Origin of the sequence: Streptomyces sp. NBC_01016 (assembly GCF_026341035.1) — a bacterium.
In the GTDB taxonomy this organism is placed as follows: domain Bacteria; phylum Actinomycetota; class Actinomycetes; order Streptomycetales; family Streptomycetaceae; genus Streptomyces.
In genome coordinates, this window is sequence record NZ_JAPEOQ010000001.1 from 1,302,997 (window position 1) to 1,324,172 (window position 21,176).

24 protein-coding genes are annotated in these 21,176 nt (G+C 69.0%); 17 read left to right on the forward strand and 7 right to left on the reverse strand.

The window, feature by feature from the left end; all coding sequences use genetic code 11:
* Nucleotides 1–11: 11 nt before the first annotated feature.
* Together OG746_RS06160 and OG746_RS06165 are read right to left on the reverse strand one after the other, a co-directional pair.
* A complete protein-coding gene (locus tag OG746_RS06160; protein ID WP_266712336.1) occupies nt 12–1,643 on the reverse strand; it encodes a site-specific integrase in 1,632 nt (543 codons plus the stop codon).
* On the reverse strand, nt 1,640–2,329 hold the full coding sequence (locus OG746_RS06165; RefSeq protein WP_266712338.1) for a helix-turn-helix domain-containing protein: 690 nt from the start codon (nt 2,327–2,329) through the stop codon (nt 1,640–1,642). The genes OG746_RS06160 and OG746_RS06165 overlap by 4 nt, the downstream gene beginning before the upstream one ends.
* 95 nt (nt 2,330–2,424) lie before the next feature.
* On the opposite strand from OG746_RS06165, the gene OG746_RS06170 reads away from it, so the two are divergent.
* From OG746_RS06170 to OG746_RS06190, 5 genes are all read left to right on the forward strand, one after another.
* Nucleotides 2,425–2,655, forward strand: coding sequence for a hypothetical protein (locus tag OG746_RS06170; protein WP_266712340.1), 231 nt, complete (start codon nt 2,425–2,427; stop codon nt 2,653–2,655).
* 233 nt (nt 2,656–2,888) lie between these two features.
* Nucleotides 2,889–4,043, forward strand: a complete 1,155-nt coding sequence (locus OG746_RS06175; protein ID WP_323179551.1) for a DUF3631 domain-containing protein — start codon at nt 2,889–2,891, stop codon at nt 4,041–4,043.
* Nucleotides 4,044–4,249: 206 nt separating this feature from the next.
* On the forward strand, nt 4,250–5,002 hold the full coding sequence (locus tag OG746_RS06180) for a DUF2637 domain-containing protein (RefSeq protein WP_266712344.1): 753 nt from the start codon (nt 4,250–4,252) through the stop codon (nt 5,000–5,002).
* Between the two features lie 48 nt (nt 5,003–5,050).
* Entirely contained in the window at nt 5,051–5,701 is a 651-nt protein-coding gene (gene mobC, locus OG746_RS06185) for a plasmid mobilization relaxosome protein MobC (protein ID WP_266712346.1), read from the forward strand.
* On the forward strand, nt 5,698–7,407 hold the full coding sequence (locus OG746_RS06190) for a relaxase/mobilization nuclease domain-containing protein (RefSeq protein WP_266712348.1): 1,710 nt from the start codon (nt 5,698–5,700) through the stop codon (nt 7,405–7,407). The genes mobC and OG746_RS06190 overlap by 4 nt, the downstream gene beginning before the upstream one ends.
* Nucleotides 7,408–7,418: 11 nt before the next feature.
* On the opposite strand, the gene OG746_RS06195 is transcribed toward OG746_RS06190, so the two are convergent.
* The 3 genes from OG746_RS06195 to OG746_RS06205 are packed head-to-tail and all read right to left on the reverse strand — an operon-like array spanning nt 7,419 to nt 9,939.
* The gene (locus OG746_RS06195) at nt 7,419–8,108 is read right to left on the reverse strand and encodes a WbqC family protein (RefSeq protein ID WP_323179672.1); all 690 of its coding nucleotides are present in this window, start codon (nt 8,106–8,108) and stop codon (nt 7,419–7,421) included.
* A gap of 46 nt (nt 8,109–8,154) precedes the next feature.
* Nucleotides 8,155–8,823, reverse strand: a complete 669-nt coding sequence (locus OG746_RS06200; RefSeq protein ID WP_266712352.1) for a YdcF family protein — start codon at nt 8,821–8,823, stop codon at nt 8,155–8,157.
* A gap of 15 nt (nt 8,824–8,838) precedes the next feature.
* The gene (locus OG746_RS06205) at nt 8,839–9,939 is read right to left on the reverse strand and encodes a helix-turn-helix domain-containing protein (protein WP_266712354.1); all 1,101 of its coding nucleotides are present in this window, start codon (nt 9,937–9,939) and stop codon (nt 8,839–8,841) included.
* Between the two features lie 154 nt (nt 9,940–10,093).
* Here OG746_RS06205 and OG746_RS06210 point away from each other — a divergent pair, with 154 nt between their 5' ends.
* The 8 genes from OG746_RS06210 (at nt 10,094) to OG746_RS06245 (ending at nt 16,601) form a co-directional block, all read left to right on the forward strand.
* Nucleotides 10,094–10,531: a hypothetical protein gene (locus tag OG746_RS06210; RefSeq protein WP_266712356.1), complete on the forward strand. Its 438-nt coding sequence runs from the start codon at nt 10,094–10,096 to the stop codon at nt 10,529–10,531.
* 8 nt (nt 10,532–10,539) lie between these two features.
* Nucleotides 10,540–10,941: an ATP-binding protein gene (locus tag OG746_RS06215; RefSeq protein ID WP_266712358.1), complete on the forward strand. Its 402-nt coding sequence runs from the start codon at nt 10,540–10,542 to the stop codon at nt 10,939–10,941.
* Nucleotides 10,938–11,411, forward strand: coding sequence for a hypothetical protein (locus OG746_RS06220; RefSeq protein WP_266712360.1), 474 nt, complete (start codon nt 10,938–10,940; stop codon nt 11,409–11,411). The genes OG746_RS06215 and OG746_RS06220 overlap by 4 nt, the downstream gene beginning before the upstream one ends.
* A 33-nt stretch (nt 11,412–11,444) precedes the next feature.
* Nucleotides 11,445–11,981, forward strand: a complete 537-nt coding sequence (locus OG746_RS06225) for an NUDIX domain-containing protein (RefSeq protein WP_266712362.1) — start codon at nt 11,445–11,447, stop codon at nt 11,979–11,981.
* A 319-nt stretch (nt 11,982–12,300) separates the two neighbouring features.
* Complete coding sequence (locus OG746_RS06230) at nt 12,301–12,651, forward strand: arsenate reductase ArsC (protein WP_524540378.1); 351 nt, start codon at nt 12,301–12,303, stop codon at nt 12,649–12,651.
* A 108-nt stretch (nt 12,652–12,759) separates the two neighbouring features.
* Complete coding sequence (locus OG746_RS06235; RefSeq protein WP_266712364.1) at nt 12,760–13,446, forward strand: DUF488 family protein, N3 subclade; 687 nt, start codon at nt 12,760–12,762, stop codon at nt 13,444–13,446.
* Nucleotides 13,447–13,534: 88 nt separating this feature from the next.
* Complete coding sequence (locus OG746_RS06240; RefSeq protein ID WP_524540379.1) at nt 13,535–14,347, forward strand: DUF8758 domain-containing protein; 813 nt, start codon at nt 13,535–13,537, stop codon at nt 14,345–14,347.
* 784 nt (nt 14,348–15,131) lie between these two features.
* Complete coding sequence (locus OG746_RS06245) at nt 15,132–16,601, forward strand: NucA/NucB deoxyribonuclease domain-containing protein (protein WP_266712368.1); 1,470 nt, start codon at nt 15,132–15,134, stop codon at nt 16,599–16,601.
* Between the two features lie 54 nt (nt 16,602–16,655).
* Here the strand turns inward: OG746_RS06245 and OG746_RS06250 are convergent, their stop codons facing one another.
* Nucleotides 16,656–17,150, reverse strand: coding sequence for a hypothetical protein (locus OG746_RS06250; RefSeq protein ID WP_266712370.1), 495 nt, complete (start codon nt 17,148–17,150; stop codon nt 16,656–16,658).
* Nucleotides 17,151–17,498: 348 nt separating this feature from the next.
* On the opposite strand from OG746_RS06250, the gene OG746_RS06255 reads away from it, so the two are divergent.
* The 3 genes from OG746_RS06255 to OG746_RS06265 are packed head-to-tail and all read left to right on the forward strand — an operon-like array spanning nt 17,499 to nt 19,434.
* Nucleotides 17,499–17,903 carry an STAS domain-containing protein gene (locus OG746_RS06255; protein WP_266712372.1) on the forward strand — a complete coding sequence of 135 codons (405 nt, stop codon included), beginning with the start codon at nt 17,499–17,501 and terminating at the stop codon, nt 17,901–17,903.
* Complete coding sequence (locus tag OG746_RS06260; protein ID WP_266712374.1) at nt 17,900–18,679, forward strand: ANTAR domain-containing protein; 780 nt, start codon at nt 17,900–17,902, stop codon at nt 18,677–18,679. The genes OG746_RS06255 and OG746_RS06260 overlap by 4 nt, the downstream gene beginning before the upstream one ends.
* On the forward strand, nt 18,676–19,434 hold the full coding sequence (locus tag OG746_RS06265) for a GAF and ANTAR domain-containing protein (protein ID WP_266712376.1): 759 nt from the start codon (nt 18,676–18,678) through the stop codon (nt 19,432–19,434). Before OG746_RS06260 ends, OG746_RS06265 begins: the two co-directional genes overlap by 4 nt.
* Before the next feature lie 15 nt (nt 19,435–19,449).
* On the opposite strand, the gene OG746_RS06270 is transcribed toward OG746_RS06265, so the two are convergent.
* A complete protein-coding gene (locus tag OG746_RS06270; protein ID WP_266712378.1) occupies nt 19,450–20,010 on the reverse strand; it encodes a hypothetical protein in 561 nt (186 codons plus the stop codon).
* Nucleotides 20,011–20,652: 642 nt separating this feature from the next.
* On the opposite strand from OG746_RS06270, the gene OG746_RS06275 reads away from it, so the two are divergent.
* Nucleotides 20,653–21,120, forward strand: coding sequence for a DUF5994 family protein (locus tag OG746_RS06275; RefSeq protein WP_266712380.1), 468 nt, complete (start codon nt 20,653–20,655; stop codon nt 21,118–21,120).
* The last annotated feature ends 56 nt before the right edge of the window (nt 21,121–21,176 follow it).

A 21,176-nucleotide genomic window follows, 5' to 3' on the forward strand; every position in this document is an offset into this window, starting at 1 on the left:
ATGCCGACCTGTTAGCCGGTGCCCGGGTCGGCTTCGGTCGGCTCGGGTGCTTCTTCGTTCGCGAGCCATTGCGCGAGCGATGCGTGAGCCGATGAGGCGGACGATTGCTGGGCGGGCGACTCTGGAGTGGCAGGCTTCGGCACGCCGGAACGGGGGATCAGGCTCGTCGCCTTCTCCGCGATCTCACGGTCGAGCTCGGGCAGCAGGCTCGTGTATGTGTCCGAGGTCAGCGCGATGGTGGAGTGCCGCAGGGTCGCTTTCACCGTGTGGATGTCGCCGCCTCCGCCGTGCGTGAGCGTCGCGGCCACGTGCCGGAGGTCCCGGAGGGTGATGGGCGGCAGGTCGGTGGTGGCGAGGATGCGGCGGAAGGACGCGGAGAGCGTCTCCGGGTGCAGCCAGGAGCCGTCTTCCTGGGTGAAGACCTTGCCGGTGTTCTGCCAGGCCGGGCCCCACTTCTTGCGTTCCTTGTCCTGGCGGGCCTTGTGCTCGCGCAGTACGAGGACGTTCATGCTGGCGAGCGCGATGGTGTCGGCGCTGCCGTCCGTCTTGGGTTCGGACTCGTACGTGTCCCAGCCGTCGACCACGATCTCCTTGGCGGGCGTGATCTGTGCGCCGTCGAGGTCGACCTCGTGCCAGTCCTGGCCGACCGTCTCGCCGCGACGGAGGCCACGGGTGCCCATGAGGTGGAAAGCCGCGTAGAGCCGGTCGTCCTCGGCTGCGTCGAGGAACTGGCCGAACTGGGCAGGCGTCCACACCATTACCGGGCCGGGGATCTCGCCGGTCTCGCGCCAGCGGCGTACGCGCTCATCCGTCCAGAGGAGGGGCTTGGGGCGCTTGCCTGAAGCCAGTTCCACGTGGGACGCCGGGTTGAAGATGATGAGCTGCTGCGAGATCGCGGAGTTGAGCGCGGCGCGCAGGGTGCGGCGGATGGACTGCCAGGTACTGGGGCCGCTCTGCTTCCGGAACGGCTTCATGTCGGCGAGCTTGGCTCGCTCGGCAGAGAGTCGTGCGCGTTCGGTGGCTGTAGGGCGGCCGGGCTTGGACGGCTTGGTGAGGGCGATCTGTTCTTGGCGGGCCGCGTTCTCGGCGGTGATTACCTCGTTTTCGTCGGCGATGCCGTCGAACATCTCCACCAGGTGGCCGACGTTGAGGCGGTCGAGACGTATGTGCCCGATGCGGGGCTTCAGGTGGACGCGTATGTGGGAGGCGTAGCTGTTGAGGGTCGTGCGGCGGCTCTTCTTCGAGGCGAACCACAGGTCCAGCCACTCGCCGACGGTCATGCTCCCGCGCAGGCCGATGCCGGCCTTCAGACGCCGCCTGGTCTCCTCGATGTCCGGCAGGGGCGCCCTGTCGGCGGTGAGTTCATCCAGGAGAGCCGCGATCCGCTCGACGCTGTCCGGGTCGTCGCTGTCGGCGAGGGCGATGAGGGAGCGGACGTGGTCGAGGTCGTTCTGGGCGGCCTTGAGCGTCTCGTAGCCCGCGCGGTTGAAGGCGCGGCGTGTGCCGTCCTCGCGGGGCGGGAGTTCCTGGCGGATCGAGTACGAGCCGTGCTTGCGGCTGGCGAGCTTGGGGCACTTGCTGCCGAGCGGCTTGCCGGTTTCGGGGTGGCGGCAGTAGCAGCGGCGGTGGGTGGAGCCCTTCAAAGGCCGTTCTCCTCCATGGCGTTGGGGTCGATGTCGTCTTCGGTGAGCTGAGGCGGGAGGTCGGGCGGTGTGCCGCCCTCGGCGCGGATCAGGCGGCGGTACTCGCTCAGAGCGGCCTTGGCCTGCGCGGCCTGGTCGGAGTAGCGGGCCAAGGCGCGTTCAGCGGCTTCCCGTTGGATGTGATTGGCGGCGGTCCTGACCTTCCAGCGTTCGTAGTCCTCGCTCTCCACGGCGGCCAGGGCCGAGCGGAGTTCAAGGTCGTGGGCGAGGAAGTGATCCAGCATGGAGTCCTCGGAGCCGAAATCCGGTGATTCGCCGGTGAACCACTGGAGGGCGTCCCAGGTCGGGCGCGCGTCCTCGTACGGGAGTGCGCGGACCCGGGGGACGTAACCGACGGGGTAGATCAGGCCGATGGGGGTCACGCGCAGGGCTCTGGCGAGCACCATGACCTCGACCAGGGGCAGGGTGGCGCGGCGCCCTGACTCCATGTTGGCGATCACGTTCCGGGGGATCGGGTAGCCGATCTCCTCGCACTTGTCGGCCAGGTCCTGGGCGCTCCAACGCAGTTCCTTCCGCCGTCTGCGGACCGCGCCGGCCACGGTGGCCATGACGTGGTCCTCCCATTCGAGGACGTCGTCGCCGTCCTCTTCCTTCTCGCTTCCATGGTCGGAAGAGTGTTGTGTCATGGCGACACATTAGCTCGATCATCCTGGTTACTGGACGCCTGGAGACGGACGTGGACGTCGCGTTCGCCGAGGGCTCAGTCATGGATGGAGTGCGTATGCGCGAGAACGATGACGCCGGGCGGGCGGACGGCATGAGCCGGGACGAGTTGCTGGCCCTTCCGGTCTCCGTTGACCTGGAGACGGGTAACCGGGCGTTGGGGCTCGGGAGGAGCAAGGGCTACGAGCTGGCCAAGCGCGGCGAGTACCCCTGCAAGGTGCTGAGGCTCGGCAACGCCTACCGGGTGGTGACGGCCGAACTGCACCAGCTGTTGGGACTGGCTGCATGAGGGGTGCGGTGAGGCGGCGGCACTTCTGCGCTGAGCTGACACAGCAGCGCTGGACTGTGCCGAGGCGTGGCCATACCGTTCCTGGTCCCTCGCGGCGGCCGTATGACCGCGAGAAAGGGGAGGGCCCCCGGCGGTGCGACGCCGGAGGCCCGATGGCTCCCCTGTGGCCCGAAGTGAACCGACACGGCGGCAAAGGCGTGCGAGCCCGCCACCGCCAGACAAGGAGCTGCCGAGTGCAACCCCTGGACCCCGATCCCTATTCCTCTGAGCCGACCACCGAGTCGGCGGAGGGGGCCGAGCTGCTGGACCAACTGCGAGCGCAGCTAGCCCGGTTCGTGATCCCGCCCTCTCAAGAGGCTCTGCATGCGGTCACGTTGTGGGTGGCGGCTACGCATCTGCAGCCCGCGTGGCAGCACGCGCCGCGCCTGGCGGTGGTCGGCCCGGCGAAGCGGTGCGGCAAGTCGCGACTCCTCGACGTGGTGACCGAGACGGTGCGGAACCGCCTGATCACGGTCAACGCCAGCCCGGCGGCGATCTTCCGTTCCATCACCGGCGAGGATCCGCCCACGCTTCTGGTCGACGAGGCCGACACCCTCTTCGGCACCGCCAAGGCGGCGGAGAAGAACGAGGACCTGCGCGGCCTGCTCAACGCAGGCCACCAGCGGAACCGGCCCACGCTGAGGGTGTCCGGACCCGAGCACAAGCCGCAGGCATTCCCTACGTTCGCGATGGCGGCGCTGGCCGGGATCGGGGACCTACCCGACACGATCATGGACCGGTCCGTGGTGATCCGAATGCGGAGGCGGGCCGCTGGTGAGGAGGTGGCGGCCTTCCGTACGGGCCGGGACACTCCTGCGTTGCACGTGATCCGTGACCGCCTGTCCGCGTGGCTGCAGCCGCTGTACCCGCAGGCGCTGGAGGCGGAGCCGGTGATGCCGGTCGAGGACCGTGCGGCGGACACCTGGGAACCGCTGATCGTGATCGCCGACCTTGCCGGTGGCGAGTGGCCCGCGTTCGCCCGCGCCGCCTGCCGCTCCATGTCCGACTACGAGGCCGGGCAGGACGAGGAAGGCGGATTGCGGACCCGCATCCTGGTCGACATCCGCCGGGTGTTCGCGGCCGAGGGCGATCCCACCGTGCTGCGTACGAGCCGTCTGCTCGACGAGCTCAACGCGGATAAGGAAGCGCCTTGGACCGAGTATGGCGCTGGTGGGCTGACCCCACGTGGGCTGCAACTGCTGCTGAAGGACTACGGAATCGGTTCGGCCAACCGCCGTTTCCCCGACGGCACCCAGGCCAAGGGCTTCGCCCGCAACCAGTTCCTCGACGCCTGGGCGCGCTACTGCCCTGAGCCGGAGCCGGAGCCTGCGCCTGGCACCGCAGCCTGACCCGACTCGACCCGTCGCACCCGTCCCCGCGCAGGTCAGCGCGGGGACGGGTCCGGGACCCGCAACGAGTCGACCCGACATCGCCACACCACTCGTACCTGCTCTGACCAGGTGCGCGACGAGTGGTACGAGTCACCGCACCGCACGGCGGCCACTCCTGCCCACCCAGCCCGTGGCCGCCGCTTATTCACCGGGAGCCCTTCCGCTTGCCTGCCTCCACTGCCCCTGCCCCCTCTGCGATACCCGGGACTTCCGCGATCCGCGTCGGCATCGCGTTGCTCGCCGCGTTCGCCTTCGCCCTCTCCTACGACGCTCTGCGGCAGATGGCTGTCGCCATCCACATCCGTGGGCTGCTCACGTACGCCTTCCCGCTCGTGATCGACGGGTTCATCGCCATCGGCGTGGGCGCTCTCCTCATGCTGCGTACCGCCCCGCTGCGCTCGCGCGTGTACGTGTGGGCGTTGGTCGGCGCCGCCACCACGACGAGTATCTGGGCCAATGCCCTGCACGCGGTCCGCCTCAATGAGCAGAGTCGCCACGGCGAGGGTCTGCGGCTCGACGACGTCACGGTCGGCGTGCTGTCCGCCATCGCGCCGCTTGCGCTGGCCGGCGCCGTCCACCTGTACATCGTCATCCGACGCCAACCCGCAGCTCGCCAAGCCGCAGATACGACTCCTGGTGATGTGGCTTCGGACGCCACCGACGTGGCGAAGGTGCACGTGCCAGCCATGACACCGCATGACCAACTGCCTGCCGACGTCTCCGCCGAGAGGCTCTCCCTCGCCCGCTCTGCGCCCCTTGGCCGCCATGGCCGCGCCTCACGCCGCCACATTGAAGCCATCTTCCGCGAGAAGGACCTGACGATCGGACGGGTTGAGGCGGACCAGCTGAAGGGCCTGGTCCAGGAGGAGCTAGACGCCGCCGCCGATCGACCAGAACTCGGCGCGGAAGCCGCCTGACTTCCAGAACTCCCCGATCCCGGCCTCGCACTCCCGGAGAACCAGCCCATGCACGACCCGCACGACGAACTGCGCACCGCCCAGCAGGAGACGACCACCGGACCCAACGGCGGAGCAAGGTATCCCGTTGGACCGTCCAAGGGCCGGTCCAACGGGGGAGCCTCCGCCCCGGGGGTGGCGGAGGCACACGGGCACCAGGGGGTGCCCGCTTCGGAGAAGCCTCTCGTCGATACCGAGCTGCCGCTGCCGCGTGCCGCCGACGAAGCCGCCGTGCACCGCGTCGCCCGTCGTCGCAGCCGCATGCCCGTGCAGCGCACAGACCGCGTCGACGTGCGCTACAGCGCCGACGAGAAGGCGGTCATCCTCGCCAAGGCCAGGTCACTGAACATCGCTGCCGCTCACTACGTCGGCGCCCTCGTCATCGCCCACATCAGCGGTGACCTCGGCTTCACCCTGCCCGGCCAGCGCACCCAGCTCGACGACTACATCGACGAGCTCAACGCCCTGCGTGAGCAGGTCGCCAAGATCGGCCGCAACATCAACCAGATCGCCTGGAGGCTCAACGCCGGCGGCCATCCACACCCTGGGGACAGTGCCCTGCTGGCCCAGACCGATCGCACCCTGGATGCCGTCGGCACGGCGGTCCGCCACATCGCGAACGCCGCGAACCAGGCCGTCACCACGAAGGCGGCCGGGTGATCGCGAAGATCACGGGCGGCAAGAGCACCGCCGGCCTCATCCGCTACCTGTACGACACCAAGAAGGCCACCGACCACCACGACCCGCACCTGGTCGCCTCCTGGGACGGCTTCGCCCCTGACCCCGGCCGCACCCCCGATGACCCCGACGCCGCCCGCAGGCAGCTCGTCGCGGACCTCGACCTGCACGTCAAACAGGCCGAACGCCTCGGCCGCGCGCCGGAACGCCACATGTGGCACTGCTCGATCCGCGCCGCCACAACCGACCGACACCTCAGCGACGACGACTGGGCCGACATCGCTCGCCGCGTCGTCGCAGCTACCGGCATCGCTCCCGCAGGTGATCCGGACGGCTGCCGCTGGGTCGCCGTGCGCCACGCCGACGACCACGTCCACATCGCCGCCACCACGGTCCGCGCCGACCTGCGCCTCGCTCGCCACTGGAACGACTACCTCACCGCCGACCGTGAACTCGCCAAGGTCGAGAGGGAGTACGGCCTGTTCCAGGTGGTGCGCGGTGACCGTACGGCCGCCAAGCGGCCCACTCGCGCCGAACAGGAGAAGGCCAAGCGCGCAGGGCAGCCCAGCACTACTCGCGAGCGCCTGCGCACCACGGTCCGTACCGCAGTGGCCGCCGCCCGCGGAACCGAGGAATTTCTCGACCTGCTCGCTCACACTGAGGGCGTCCAGGTCGACGTGAAGCACTTCCCCTCCGGAGACGTCCGGGGTTTCACGGTCGCTCTCACCGGCGACACCAACCAGGCCGGCGAGCCGATCCGGTTCTCCGGCTCCGAACTCGCACCGGACCTGTCCTTTCCGAAGATCAAGAAGCGACTCGACGACCTCGCCTCGCGCGCCGACGGTCAGATGGCCGCGCGTCGCACGGGCCCCTGGCACCAGGCAACTGCCGCCACCGAACGCATCCCCCACCACCTCGACGGCAACGCCGATGACGAGGCCGCCCAAGCCCACATCAACGCCCTCGGCGAAGCCCTCGACACCCTTCCCCTCATCGCGCCCGCACCACTGCGGGCCCAACTCCATGGAGCATCAAGGGAGTTTGAGCGAGCGGCTCGCTCCCGCATCCGGGCCGATTACCAGCATGCTCGCGCCCTGCGCAGTGCGGTCCGCGCGATTCTGCGCGAGCCGTCGCCGAAGGACGGCGCCGTCCTGGCGATGTTCCTCGACGCCGCACTTCTGGCCGTGATCGCCGCTGCCCGATGGCACCAGCTCCGCCACCACGACCAGCAGGTCGCCGCCGCTCAGCGCACCCAGCTTGAGCTCCAGGCCGCCTACGACGAAGCGGCTACTGCACCCCTGGCCGCTCTCGCTCAGCAACGGCCGCCTCGCCCCACCGTCGAACGGCACATCCGCCTGGTCCACGATGTCGTACCCGAGTACGCCGAGAAGATCGTGGGGGACGCGGCCTTCGACGCGCTCACCGCGACCTTCACCCAAGCCGAGAAGGCCGGGCACAACCCCGAGGAGGTCTTGCGCAGCGCCGTCGGCCGACGCCCGCTTGCCGACGCCGACCGACCGGCCCGGGTCCTCACCTGGCGCATCCAACGCCTCGCCGCACGACAAGCACCCAGCGCACGCGCCCTTGCGGCACAGGCCCGCAGCGATCACCGGACCCACGTGGCGCCCAGCCCGCAGGTGCCGTCCGCGGCCGCTACGCCCGTACCGCGCCCGCGCCGCTCCCGCTGAGAGCGATGAGGTCAGGCGGCAGGCACAAGCAGGGTGTGGGCGGAGGCGAGAGCTTGGAGATGGGCGACCACGGCCTGCGGGCCGAATGTCGCCAGCGCCCACAGAACACTGAGTCGGCGACCGGAGGGCCAGATGCCGGTCGCCGGCGGCCGGAACAGGGTCACGGTGATGTCCTGGGCCGCGAACGGGGCCTCGTCGAGGTAGGCCATACCGCCGGTCCCGCACAGATACGAGCGAGCGCCCGTCGTGACGGCCAGGTCGGCGAGCCTCTCGGATCGACCTGACCGGGCCGACAGACGGCTGCTGGTGAGAATGCGGCCTTTCCAGCCCATCAGGTCCAGGAGGACACGGGTGGAGACTTCGGCGACGGTAGCGGTCCTGCCGGTGTCGAAGGCGTCCAGCACAGGGGCCATGACGGCTGCTAGGACGGGCCAGTGAGGGCTGGTCCCGTAGCGCTGCCGCAGAATCCCCGCGATCCTGCGCCGCGCCCAGTCCGGGTCGTTGATCAACGCGTTCCGGATGAGAGTGGGGCGCCCCTGCGGGAGGTGAGTGGGGACAGTGAGCCACTGCTCGCGGCCCGGGTTGTCGAGGGCCGCAAGGCGGGCTCGGTGCTGGTAGTCGCGGCGGGCGAACTGCACGTCGTCCAGGACGATCCAGTGGTCCGCCGCGAACAGCTTGGCCAGAGTGGTCAGCCGGGGCAGGAAGTTCGGCTGGTGGATGGCGCACAGCCCACCCGGCACGGGGAGTTCAGGAGCCGATGAGGCGGCTGGTGAAGCCGTCGCGGCAGAGGGACTCGTACGCTCCATGCACGTCCTCCGGGACCTCCTGCTCGATGGCGAATCCGAGCTTCGGATACTCGATGACCCGCTGAAGGTCGCCGACGAGCATGTCCAGGACGAGCCTCTCGTCCCCGATGGACTTCACGTAGTCGTCGAACTCCAGCGGCTCCGACGCGCAGAGGATCTCGACGTCGGGCCACAGCTTGCGGGCGGTCGCGAACGACCGCCTTTCCATATAGGGCTTGGAGACCAGCAGCACCGTGGTGGGGCGGATGCCTGCGGCCGCGAGGACCTCACGGGAGAGAGTGATGTTCTGGCCGGTGTTGCCGGCGTTGGGCTCCAGGAGGATTGCGTCGGCGGGGACACCGAGATCGATGGCGTGCTCGCGGAAGTGGACGGCCTCGCCGCGGGGGAAGACTTCGGCGGTGGTGGGGCTGTTGCCACCGGTGAAGACGAGGGTCGGGAAGAGGCCGGAGCGGTAAAGCTCGGCGGAGTGGGCGGCAACGCCGAGATCGTGGCTGCCAAGGCCGATCGCCGTGTCGACGGGACGCAGCTCGTGGTGCATCTGGTGGTAGTCCCAGATCAGCTTGGCCTGGCGCCACTGGTCCTCGGTGATGGTCTGCCGGTTGTCGCTCACGCGTGTTCTCCCTGGTCACCGTTGCCGGGGGCCGGCCGGCCCCTCGCTCATGGCCTTGATGCCCTCGATACTGCGCAGTTGGTGCACGAGTCCGTACTGCGCGGCCACCGTGGCGGCCTGGCCGAGGACGACGAGTCCATCATCTCGGGTTGCCGGATCGGAGAGCAGGATGTGGCCATGAGCGGTGTCCAGTCGTACGCGTTGCATCGGTGATTCGGTGGCCCCGCTGCTGCGGGCGATGCCGATGAAGTGCAGGGCCTGGGTGAGGTCGCCGGCGCCGCGGCGGGCGAGGGCGATCTTCTGATGGGCCACCGACCAGTCGTCGGGTTCGGTGAGGTCCTCGAAGTCTCGGGTCGCGGCCTGCATGACGCGCGTCGCGTAGTCGTGTTCGCCGCCCTTGCTCAGGGCTGTGCCGACCCAGAGCCGGGCCCTGGCGCGGTCGCGGCGGGAGAGGCGGTCGTCGACGGCGAGGGTTTCGTAGGTTCGGGCGGCGGCCTCCAGGTTCCCGGACATCTCTGTGACCACGGCGAGCGACAGGTCGAGCTGGGCGACGCGGCGGGGGATGTCGAGCTGGGTGAAGACCGTGCGGGCTCCGGCATAGGAGTGCTGGGCGGAGAGCGGGCCGAGCACGGCACCCTGGTCGCGCTTGAGGTCACCGAGCAGAGCGGTCGAGCGGGCGAACAGATACAGGCCCCTGTCATCCAGCTCGGGGGACTTGAACCGGGTGAGCCACCGGTCCAGGAGGCTGTCGGCGAAGGCGAAGTTCTGCCGGGACAGCGCAACGACCACCCGGTCCAGGTCGTCTGCCCAGGACTCGTACTCCCAGGCCCGCGGCCCGGAGGCGGTGACGCGTCGTCCGGCAGCGGTGACAGCACCGGCGGTCTCCGACAGGAGCGTCTCGAAACGCAGGTGGACCGCCGCGTCCGCGCGGCCGAGGGCCGTGTCGAGGATGGCCTGGGTGTCCGGCCTGGGCTCGGTGCCGACGAGCTTGCTCTCCCACTTGGAGACGGTGGCTACGGCAAGGCCGAGGCGTTCGGCGAAGCCCCGCACGCTCATTCGCAGGGCGAGTCGCAAGGCCCTGGCTTCCAGGCCGGTCCAGTGGTGCACGGTCGCCACGCGTCGCTCCCTTCCTCCCGTCATCGAAGCAGACGCGTGCACCCGGCGGGACGGAAGTGGAACGGAAGTAGAACAGGCGGTGATTGGGCAGCAGTTGGGATGCGGCCACGCTCAAGGGGTCACCAACTGTCGAACGACTTGGACGGTCCCCAGCATGGAACCCCTCACGGAACATCGACCCATCAGCGGCCCGGTCGTGTACGGCTTTCTGCGGCTGGTGCGGGTACCCGCAGCCCGGAAGGCGGCGCTGACCGAGTCGCTCGCCGAGTACTGCCGCACCCACGAACTGCAGCTGTGCGGAGTCTTCACCGACCACGACGACAACACGGGTGGTGGTCCTGCCTCGGCCGCGTTCACCGGTCTGCTGGACGTGCTGGCCCTGCCCGGTGTCTACGGCGTCATCGCCCCCGCTGCCTCCCACCTCGGCCCCAAGCCCATAGCGACGGACCGCAGGCGGCAGATCGAGGCGGTCGGCGCCCGACTGCTCCTGGCCCGTCACACCCGCCGCACGCGCCCGTCCGGCCGCTCCTCTTGCGGATCCTCCCGGCGTCGCAGCTCCGGTTCCGTCCGCGTTCTGGGCGCCGAGTCATGAGGTCCATGATGGTTGAGACGATGCAGCGGTTCTTCACCGCCCGCCCTGAATCCGTCGGTCTGGCAAGGGAGTTCGCCGATACTGCGTTGAAGGGATGGGGACGCGCCGACCGGGCCGATGATGTCCGCCTCTGTGTCTCGGAGTTGGCCACGAACGCAGTGGTTCACGGCAGTGCTCCGGGCAATGGATTCCTGCTCAGACTCGACATTGACGACGATGTCGTACGCGTCGAAGTGCACGACAGCCGTCGCAGGCAGCCCGCGGTCCGTGAGCCTGCCGACATGGACGTCTCCGGACGGGGCCTGATGCTGGTGGCCGCTCTCTCGGACGGCTGGGGGCTCGAGGACCGCACTCCCTGCGGGAAGATCGTCTGGTCCTGCTTCGAGGCCACGGGAGGGACGACTGTATGAGCGTCCTGCTCACTCCACCCGGACCCGACCTGCGACTACTGGCGTCGCTCGCCTCTTGGACGTGGATCGGCAGCGGCCCGGACGGCCACGAACTGGCCCACATCCTGATCACAGAGAGCCTGGCGTCCATCGGCCCTGATGCAGAGGCCGACACGGCCGAGGTCCGCGTGCGGCGCTTCGCCGACAGTCTCGGCGGGTTGGGTGGGGTCGGAGACGTGGTCCAGGATGCCGGTCGATGCCTGCGGATCGTCGGCGGCCAGGTGTCGCTGCACTTTCCGGGATCCTCTCGTCGGTTGCGTCTGCCCGCGCGCCCTGAGTGGATGTCACTGGTCACCGGTACCGTCGAGGCCGTTCTCCTGCTCGGACTCGACCCGCTGCCGCAAGCCTCTGACGCTGTCCAGCTCGACGCCTACCTGGACACCACGCTGGCGGCCGACCGGCTGCTGTTCGGGCGCGCCCGCATCCGCTGACCCGCCCACCAACTCGCCGCGCCGACGAGATGCTTGCCCAACTATCCATGTAATGAGGGGAAACCTGTGCCTGAGCCGACGACCGACTCCCGTCCCCAAACCCTCAAGCCTGCCCTCGGATCGGTGACCTTGCTGGCCGCCGCCGTGATCGTCCACGACCGGGCCACCAACCGCGTCGTGCTGCTGCAGCGCAGCGAGAACGCCAAGTTCGCCCAGGGGATGTGGGATCTACCGGTCGGCAAAGGTGAGCCCGGTGAACCGATCACGCAGACGGCGGTGCGGGAGCTGTCCGAGGAGACCGGTCTGGTCGTGAAGCCGGAGGCGCTGAAGGCCGCCCACATCATCCATGGGGCATGGGGAGTTGAGGCCCCGAACGGATTCCTCTCCGTCATCTTCGCCGCCCATGAGTGGTCCGGCGAGCTCGAGAACCGCGAGCCTCTCAAGCACGCGCAGGTTCGGTGGGTCGACGCCGATGCCATCCCTGAGGAGTTCGTCGACTCCACCGCCCACGCGCTGCACCGCTACCTGGAAGGCGGTGGGCCGGAGGTGTCCCTCGACGGGTGGGAGTGACAGGCCGGGCTCAGGCTGGTCTCCGCGTTGTCCGACCTGGTGATGGCGGATCCCAACGCGAGGAAGGCCGCGGCCAGGGAGGCAATCGACAGTGTGATGAACAGGTGCGGGTAGCCGCCCAATGACTCGGCGAGGCTGGCTCCCGCCCATGGCGCGATCGCTGCGGCGACGGTCGCGGGGGCGGCCAGAAGTCCGGAGAGAGCGCCGTAGTGCGTGGAGCCCCAGCGGTCGGTGACGGCTGCGACCGCCAGCACGGCTGCCACAGCAAGTACCGAGCCGAACGTCATGACCTTGTGCGGGCCACGCCGGTCGCTCCCAGATGGCCGCCGCCTGGCTGACCCACCCGGCCGGCGACCGTGTCGAGGTCCGCTCGGCCGGTTCCAACCCCGGCAAGGAAGTGAACCCCGCCGCCGTCGAGGCCATGGCCGAGGTCGGCATCGACATCTCCGCCGAGACCCCGAAGATCCTGACCGTCGACGCGGTCAAGGAATCGGACGTCTGCATCACCATGGGCTGCGGTGACACCTGCCCGGTCTTCCCCGGTAAGCGCTACCTCGACTGGGAGCTGGAGGATCCGGCCGGTCAGGGCGTCGCTGCCGTCCGCCCGATCCGCGACGAGATCAAGGCCCTGGTCGAGGGCCTGATCGCCGAGATCGCTCCCGCGTCCTGACGCATCTGCGACGAGCTCGCCCAGGGCCACCCGTTCGTTCGACCGGTATGCGGAAGCGCATGCGGGTAACTACCTGTGTGATTCCGGCGGAAGTTAGGATCCCGGTCCATGGCCGATCGCCGCTTAACCCCCTGCTCTTCTTCCCCGGTACGGACGCTGGCCGCCCGTGTACGCGCCCTTCGCGAGGAACGTGGATGGACGCCCGAACGCCTGGCGAAGGAGGCGGGCATCCAGCCTGCGACGTTGTCGCGGCTTGAGGGCGGGGGAGTAATTCAGCCAGGTTTCTTCACCGTTGGTGCATTGGCCGAGGTGCTCGGGGTCTCGCTCGACGAGCTGTTCCGGTCGGCACAGGGGCCGACGGCCGGCCTGTGGTCTGCCGGATATGAGGGGCGGGACATCGATTCGTTCGTCGCCTCCCTGCTGGAAGCCCAGATCAGCATGGTCGCCGACGTCCGCCTGACCCCCATCAGTCGCAAGCCGGGCTTCAGCAAGACCCGGCTCGGGCACGCTCTCGACGAGGCCGGCATCGCCTACACCCACCTGCGGGCCCTGGGGAACCCGAAGGACAACCGGGCCCCGTTCTGGGAAGGGCGTATCGGCGAGGGCCGAGCCCGCTTCCGCAGCCTGCTGCGCACAGACGCAGCCCAGGCCGACCTCGACGAACTCGCCGAATACGCAGCTCAGGCCCGCGTCGCGGTGCTGTGCTTCGAGAAGGACGAGGAGCGCTGCCACCGCCACGTCGTCCTGGAGACCCTACGCAAGCGCACGTCACTACCCGTCAGCCCCTTGGCCTGACTTCAACTACCTTGCGCGCACGCGCTCTTGCGCGTGCGAACCGGCTCATTTCCAATCTGGTCCAGGCGATACGGACCGGGGGTGGGGCATGGCCGGAGCGTGGCAACGGGCACGCATCATGATCACAGTGAAGACGTATCCGGAGCTGTCCGCGAAGTACCGCGAGACGAGCTGCGTCGCCGGAATACGACTCGACCGTGACACCCCCGAGCACGTCCGCCTCTTCCCAGTCCCCTTCCGACTCCTGGAAGAGCAGAGCCAGTTCGCCAAATACGCGATCGTCGAGGTCGACGTGCGCCGCCACCAGGACCAGCGGCCGGAGAGCCTGCGCCCGAACCTGGACACTCTCAAGGTCGTCGACAGAATCGGCACGAGCGACGGCTGGCGCGAGCGCTACTCGCTCGTCCGCCCGCTGATCGCCCCATCTCTCTGCGCCATCAAACGGGACCAAGAGGAGCACGGCACCTCCCTCGGCCTCTTCCGCCCGGCGGACACCGTCGACTTCCGCCTGGACCCCGCCGAGCCCTGGCCCGCGTCCAAGGCCGCCTTGGCCGATCAGATGGATCTCCTCGACCAGGACCTGCGTCAACTCGAATGGGTACCACTGGAGTTCCGCTACCGCTTCAGCTGCAACGACTCTCGCTGTACCGGACATGACCTGGCGCTCAGGGACTGGGAGGCAGGCGAGTCGTACCGCAAGTTCCGGCGTCAGTATGGGGAACAGGGCGTGGAGGAGAAGCTGAGGGAACGCTGGTTCACCCGGATGTTCACTCCGGACCGAGCCGTCCACTGCTTCGTCGGGAACCTCGCCAAGCGGCCCAAGACGTTCATGCTGCTCGGGCTGTTCTATCCACGGCGGGACATCGTCGAGAATTACCAGGAAGAGCTGTTCTCTCTGTGAGAGAACCGGGCCGTCATGCGTGAGCGATGCGTGAGCGGACGTGCCCCCACAGCCCGTCACGCGGTGGATCCAGCCATCCAGCACTAGCTCCCTGACCTGGCGTTTCCGGACAACGGGCCAGCCCCCACCACCACTCAGCACAAGATCGCGGACACTTTTAATCCATTGGTTGTGGGTTCGAGTCCCACAGGGTCTACGAGTGTGGGCGGCGCCCGGGTCGGCTTCGGTCGGCTCGGGCGCTTCTTCATTTGCGGGCCATTGCGTGAGCGGAGGGGTCGGCCGAGGGCCGGACGGGCGGCTCCGGAGCGGCAGGCTTCGGCATGCGGGTGCGGGGGATCGGGCCCGTCTCCTTCTCCGCGATCTCGCGGTCGAGTTCCGGCAGCGGGCCATGCGCCTGGATGTGCCGTGACGAGCACGCCCAGGGGGCGATAACACGCCAATCCGTTCGAACAGAGACGGGTCGTTCCTCCGACTGTCAGCTGCGTCGGCGAGCAAGAAGGTTGAGCTCATGGCATATGCCGAACGCTCGGTCAGGTCGGGTCGCGGTGCCCCGCTCTTTGAGTCAGGTTGATTCAACTTAGTTGTTTTGGTGGGGAGTTGAGAGCAAGCTGACTCCCGTTGAGACCGGCGTGCCCCCAGGGGCGTGAACGGCCGACGTGACGGGGGTCGCGTCCGAACTGACCAGTGGACGCCTGCATAGAACACGCTTCGCGGCTTGGCATGCCCAGGTCGACCTCCTGCGGCTGCCCTCTGCGCGTCGGTGACACCGACGTCACGGAGGATCATGTTGTTCCGCAGAAGAACGACGGTCGTCACAGCCCTGTCGGCCGTGCTGCTCGCTCTGTCCGTGCTGCCTGCCCAGGCCGCCGACACTCCAGAGGACCCGGGACAGGCCACCTCTCTCAAGCCCGGTGACGCGTATGTCATCACCGACCCGAAGCTGGTCGCAGACCCGCAGAAGGTCGTCGACGCCCTGTCCGCCGACGGGGATCTGGGCCGGCTCGACCTCAAGCCCACCAGCGGCCCGTCCGCCCAGCCCGAGAACCGGACCAAGGACGCTGCCGGCCGCTCCTACACCGTGCCCAGCGAGCGCTTCAACCGCGGCCGCAAACCCGCCGACCCGTACCAGTACATCGACAACGTCGACGAGTGCGCCGCCAACGACAGCTCCAGCAACGACGGTGGCTGGATCAAGAACCGCTTCTCGTACTGTCAGCGGCACGTCATCGCCATCCCGGCGATCCAGTGCGGCTTGTGGCCTCCGGGCTGCTACATCAAGGGTTGGTTCGTCTCCCGCAACACCATCATCGGCAAGGCCAAGATCGGCGGATGGTTCGACAGCAGCTACTACCGCTACGCCGACTTCGACCTCGATGTCGACGTGTGGAGTTCCACCGGGCACTTCAACAAGCCGGGCGCCACGATGAAGGCGGAACTCGACTGCGACGGCACGTGGAAGAGCGGTAACGGCAGCGCCGAGGACGCCTGCGACAGCGGCATGTACGAGGGCCGTACCGCTTCCCCCGGCGCCTGGAAGAGGGACGGCAAGACCAAGTTCGACCTCGTGTCGTTCGCCTCAAGCCCGCCCAGTGCCGCCGCGGGCGAGCAGATCGCGAATGCCGACTTCCGCCCGAAGTACGAGTTCACGATCCCCGGCTACGACCAGTTCCAGCCCACCGACGGCGAAGAGGGCAAGCTCCGCTTCGACAGCGCGGCCTACCTCCGTCGCGGCAACATGGGCGCGGTCTTCAGCGACACCACACCGGCGCTGCGATACGACCGCAGCGACACCAGCGACCCGAGCGCGCCCGGCGAGCCGTACCTCGGTGTCGCCGCCGTCGCCAACCACATCGGAGACGCCCGGAACGACCCGGACTCCACCTTGCCGCCCAAGAGCGACAAGAACCTGCCCGGAGCGGAGGCCACCGACCCACTGCACCGTCTGGTCCCCGCCGCCGGTACGACTCAGCGCACCCGCGTCCGGGACAACCGCAATGTCGTACGGGGCTACTGCAACGGCGGAGACGTGCCCGGCGGCCCGGCCGACGGGGTTCAGTGCGACGAGTACCCCTTCGCGTCCAGCTACGAAGGCGCGGCCCGCTACATGTACGACGGCACCCAGTACGAGTACGACTACTCGGTGAAGTACATCGACAGCCAGGAGAACGAAGAAGCCGGACGCCGGCTCAACGCCTGGTACGAGAACGACCGCATCATCGACAACGACGCCTTCGGGATCGCCATCGGCGACTGACGAGTGTCGGCGCGGGCTGCCGTCGTGTCGACGGTACGGCGGCAGCCCGGTACGTCAGTCAAGATTCCAGACCTGCGCCAGACAGTACTGATCCACGCCTTCCAGGTCTGCCTCGTGACCTTCCGCGGCGTACTCCAGAGTGCCGACCTGCCCCTTGAACGGGGAGTGGAACGGGCCGGTCTCCGGGTTCAACGCCCACGACATCCGCACCCGGTATCGCCCGGTGACGGCGAGTCCGATCTCCGTGGGGAGCGTCTCGCCCAGCGTGTAGACGGACAATTCCCCTGCGGGAAAGAACACTTCGGTTTCCTCGTCGTGCGACCACACCCCCTCGCCGGGCGGGTCTCCCTTCCACAGTTCCACGCGCACCCGGGCATCGATCACGTTCGAGGGACAGTGCGCGTGAACCATCCCTTCGGCAGGGCGCAACCAGCTCCCTGCCGGCGCATCCGGGTAGTGGATGTCGCTCTCTCGCGATTGTTCGACCAGGCCGAGCGTGCCGTTCTCGACGAGAACCTCGACAGTCCCAGCGGCGAGCAACTGCCCCATACGAGTCCTCCCTGCCAGGTGCACACTGTGCGGCACCGGCGTCGGATGCTTCCACGTGCGCAAGCCTTTCAGGGGTGTCGCGCCGTGGCCAGAGCGTCGAGGGCGCATGGCCGATTGCCGACGTCCACCGGCGAGGGCCCCACCTGCTTACGCCGCCGCTGCCGTTGACGGTCGTTGCAGCCCGGGGTTCAGGTATCTGAACATCGAGTGTGCGGGCCGGACCGACCCCCGCACGCACTAGTAGGCTCGAAAGACGGCCGCCCCGGACCCGGCCCTCTCCGTGCAGTTTGTTCCGCGCAACAGAGGCTCTGCGCATGTGATGAATCCTTGCCAGAGGAGATGGGGCGGATGAGCTCTCATTCCGATCTGCACGAATCGACCGTCCGGTCGGCGTTCCCCGTCCAGTTCGACGACTGCCGTGTGGTGCGCGCACACGGTGAGCTGGACGTGACCACCGTGCCCCGCTTGGAGCGGGCCCTGCGCCAGGTCCGTACCGGGCCCGGCCGGCTCCGTCTCATCGTGGACCTGAGCGCGGTGACCTTCGCGGACGGCAGCATCCTTGAACCGCTGTGCGAAGCATGGGCCGAGAGCCGGGCGCGGCACGGCTGGACCCGGGTCGTCTACACCAGGTCGGCGACCTCCTTGGTCTTCCGGGCCGGTGGCCTCGCCGACCGGTTCCCGGGATACGCGAGCGTTCAGGAAGCCCGGCACGGGGCGGGAGGGCACAGGGCTCGGTACAACGGAGAGCGGTGACCCGCGAGGGCATGGCCGAGGTTCTGCGGTGTCTGCGCCCGGGGAGCGACAGGGATCCCGCGGCGGCCGGCGCGCGGGCCCTGGGAGTCGAGGGCGTTGCCGTGTCCGTGTTCGGTCAATCCCCGGCTGAGGCGGACAGCACGCGGGCGCCCGAGCCGCTCTGGTGTTCCCCCGAACTGAGCCTGCGGTTCGAGGAGTTGCAGTTCACCCTCGGCGAGGGGCCCGGGCCCGATGCCACGCGCGCCGGGATCCCGGTCCTTGAACCGGATCTTCAGCGGGTGCGGCCCGATCGCTGGCCCGTGCTGCTGCCCGCCGCGCGGCAACTCGGGGTGCACGGCGTGTGCTGCTTCCCCTTGGCTCTGGGTGGCGCACGGCTCGGGCTGCTGACCCTGCTGTGCGGCGGGGACGGCCCTCTCAGCGACAGACAGCTCAGGGACACGAACACGCTGACCGCCGCCCTGATCGCGGCGCTGCTCGGGGACCGGGGACCGGCCGGGCAGCGGATCGGGAGCAACGGGAACACCGTGGACGACGACCGGCTGTGGCCGCCCGAAGGGCTGCAACGGGCCGTGGTGCACCAGGCCACGGGCATGCTCAGCGTCCAGCTGGGCACCTCGATGGCCGACGCACTGGTGCGGCTGCGCGCCTCGGCGTACGGCAGCGAGCGTTCCCTCGGCGACGTCGCGGAGGACATCGTGGCCCGACGGCTGCGCTTCGACGACGGAACCCAAGACGATGGCAACGGGCCTCATTTGCCCGAGAGTGGAGAGGGATGATCAGCATGGCCCGGGAACAGCGACTCGCCGAAGTGTTCGTCGAGATCGCGGACTCGCTCATCGACGACTTCGACGTACTCGACCTCTTGCAACGGCTCTCCGCGCGCTGCGTGGAACTCCTCGACGTCTCGGCCGCCGGCATTCTGCTCGCCGACCCACAGGGGGAACTCCAGGTCATCGCCGCGTCGGACGAGCACACGCGGCTCCTTGAGCTGTTCGCCCGGCAGCACGACCAGGGGCCGTGCGTGGAGTGCTTCCGCAGTGGCGCGGCCCGGACGAACATCGACCTGAGGCGTCCGGAATCGGCCGCGGACTGGCCGTACTTCACGCCGCGGGCCCACGAGATCGGGTTCCGGGCGACGCACGCGATCCCGCTGCGGCTGCGCGACCGGGTGGTCGGTGCCCTGAACCTCTTTCAGCGGACCGAACGCCGCTTGGGAGTGGACGAGATCGCCCTCGCCCAGGCGCTGGCGGACGTCGCCACGATCACGATCCTGCAGCAGCGCACGCTGGAGCAGTCCCACGTCGAGAACACGCAGCTGAACACCGCGCTGACCAGCCGCATCCTGGTGGAGCAGGTCAAGGGTGTGCTCGCCGAGCGCTGGGACACCTCGGTCGACGAGGCGTTCGCCGCGTTCCGGTCCTATGCCCGCTCCAACCATCTGCGGCTTACGGAGCTCGCCAGGCGTGTCGTCGACGGCACGTTCGACACCGCGGTGATCCCGGCCCCGGACACCACCGACGTCACCCCGTGAGGGCAGGGCCGTCGCTCACGGATCGAGGAGCAGGACCGTGCGGTGGGGCCACGCCGGGATCCCGTACGAGCTCTCCGGGGCGTCCCGCCACCCCCAGGACCGCAGCGCCGCATGGGTCCATACGTCGGCCCGTGCGACCAGGGTGATGCCCGTGGAGTGACCGTGGTCGGCGAGGAGCCGGCGCTGCAGACGCCGGGCCAGGTTCCAGTCCTGGTGCGGCGACTGCACCCGCGCCCGACGTGGGACCACGATCTCGCGGATCTCGAAGAGGCCGCTGTGCAACGGGAATCCGTAGGCGTATGCCGTCATCGTGGAGTTCTCCGCGATCAGCAGGCCGAAGCCGGGACGTCGGATGTCGCTCACCAGGCGGCGCAGGAAGGCGCCCGTCCGCCGGTCCCATTGCCCGGCTTCCGCACCGCAGTTGGCCGCGTACAACGCGCCCAGTTCCTGGAGTCGGTCGGCGACCTGGCCCCGGGCCAGCGGGAGAATCCGCTCCGCTTCCCAGGGGGACGGTCCCTGTTCCTTGTGCCGCGGGGGCGCCCGGTCCTCGGCGGGCCGCACCGCACGCTCGCTCATGAGGCGGACCCGCACCCTCCGTACCGCGCGGGCCGCGGAACGGCCCCCGGCGGGAATCCGAAGAACATCGCCAGGGGCCGATCCGGCGAGAAGACGCCCTCCCCCTTCTTCGGCGTCTCTTCGCCTGCCTCGTCCCCTGCGACTCCTGAACGCGGGAGTGCCCCGGTGATGGCTGTCCGGAGGGACGCGGCGCCGGAGCCGCGGGTGTCGACATCGCGGGTCCGGCCGTTTCCATGACCGCACCCGGGGTCGCGGGGTACGTAGAAGGGGAACCTACCCGTCATCAGGCTCGGCATGCGGCTGCTTTCCTTCTGGATCGAGGAGTTGCGGGCGACCTGTGCGGTGCGAAGGTCATGGGTGGGCCGGGGTCTGCCGGTGCATGTCGTTTCCCCGCCGGACACGCGGCGTCGGGGGCTGCCCCTGAGTGGACGGCGAGGAAGGGAGCGGGTGTTCCGGGGTGATCGGGCACCGGCGTACGGATGTCCTCGTCTCCTTCACCGTACTCCTGGCCTACGGGAAACGGGCCGGACGTACGCTGGGGCCACCGGGTGCTCCTCGTATGCCGACTCCGTTCGGCGTCGCTTCCGGTGCACCACGACACCGGGCTCTGCCCTCATGCCGGCCCGCAGAAGGGTGTGCGTCATGAACGCACCCACCGCTCACCGCAGTTCGGCCACCGACGGTGGGACCGACGCCTACCCGCCCGTCCGTCTTGCCCTGCGCCCGCCGACCTTTCCGCCGGGGCCGGTGTGCGGAGCCTGGTGGCCCCGCAGCGACGATCTGTCCGCCGAACTGGCAGCGCTCACCGATGTGTTCGACGCGTCGCGTGGGCTCGTGACCAGGATCGCGTCCAGTCGGGGAAGCTGGCCGAAGGAGCCGCGGATCCTGCCGGTGACGGGGCACACGGTCACGGCCACGTGGTGCGTGTCAGGGCTCGACCCGCACACGATCCGGCTCTTCTCGCACGGTGTCGGCCGCTGGGACCTGCTCGTCGTCCCACCGCGCAGTACGCCCGACGAGGCCGCCCGGCTGATGATCGCGGCGGCCGACCCCGCCCTCCGCCTCACCGGGACCGCGTTGATGGCGATCGAGGGCTGCTCCTCCGCTTGACGAACCGTCGATGACGCCAATGACGGGCGGCCGGAATCGTCTCCGCCCCCGGTCGG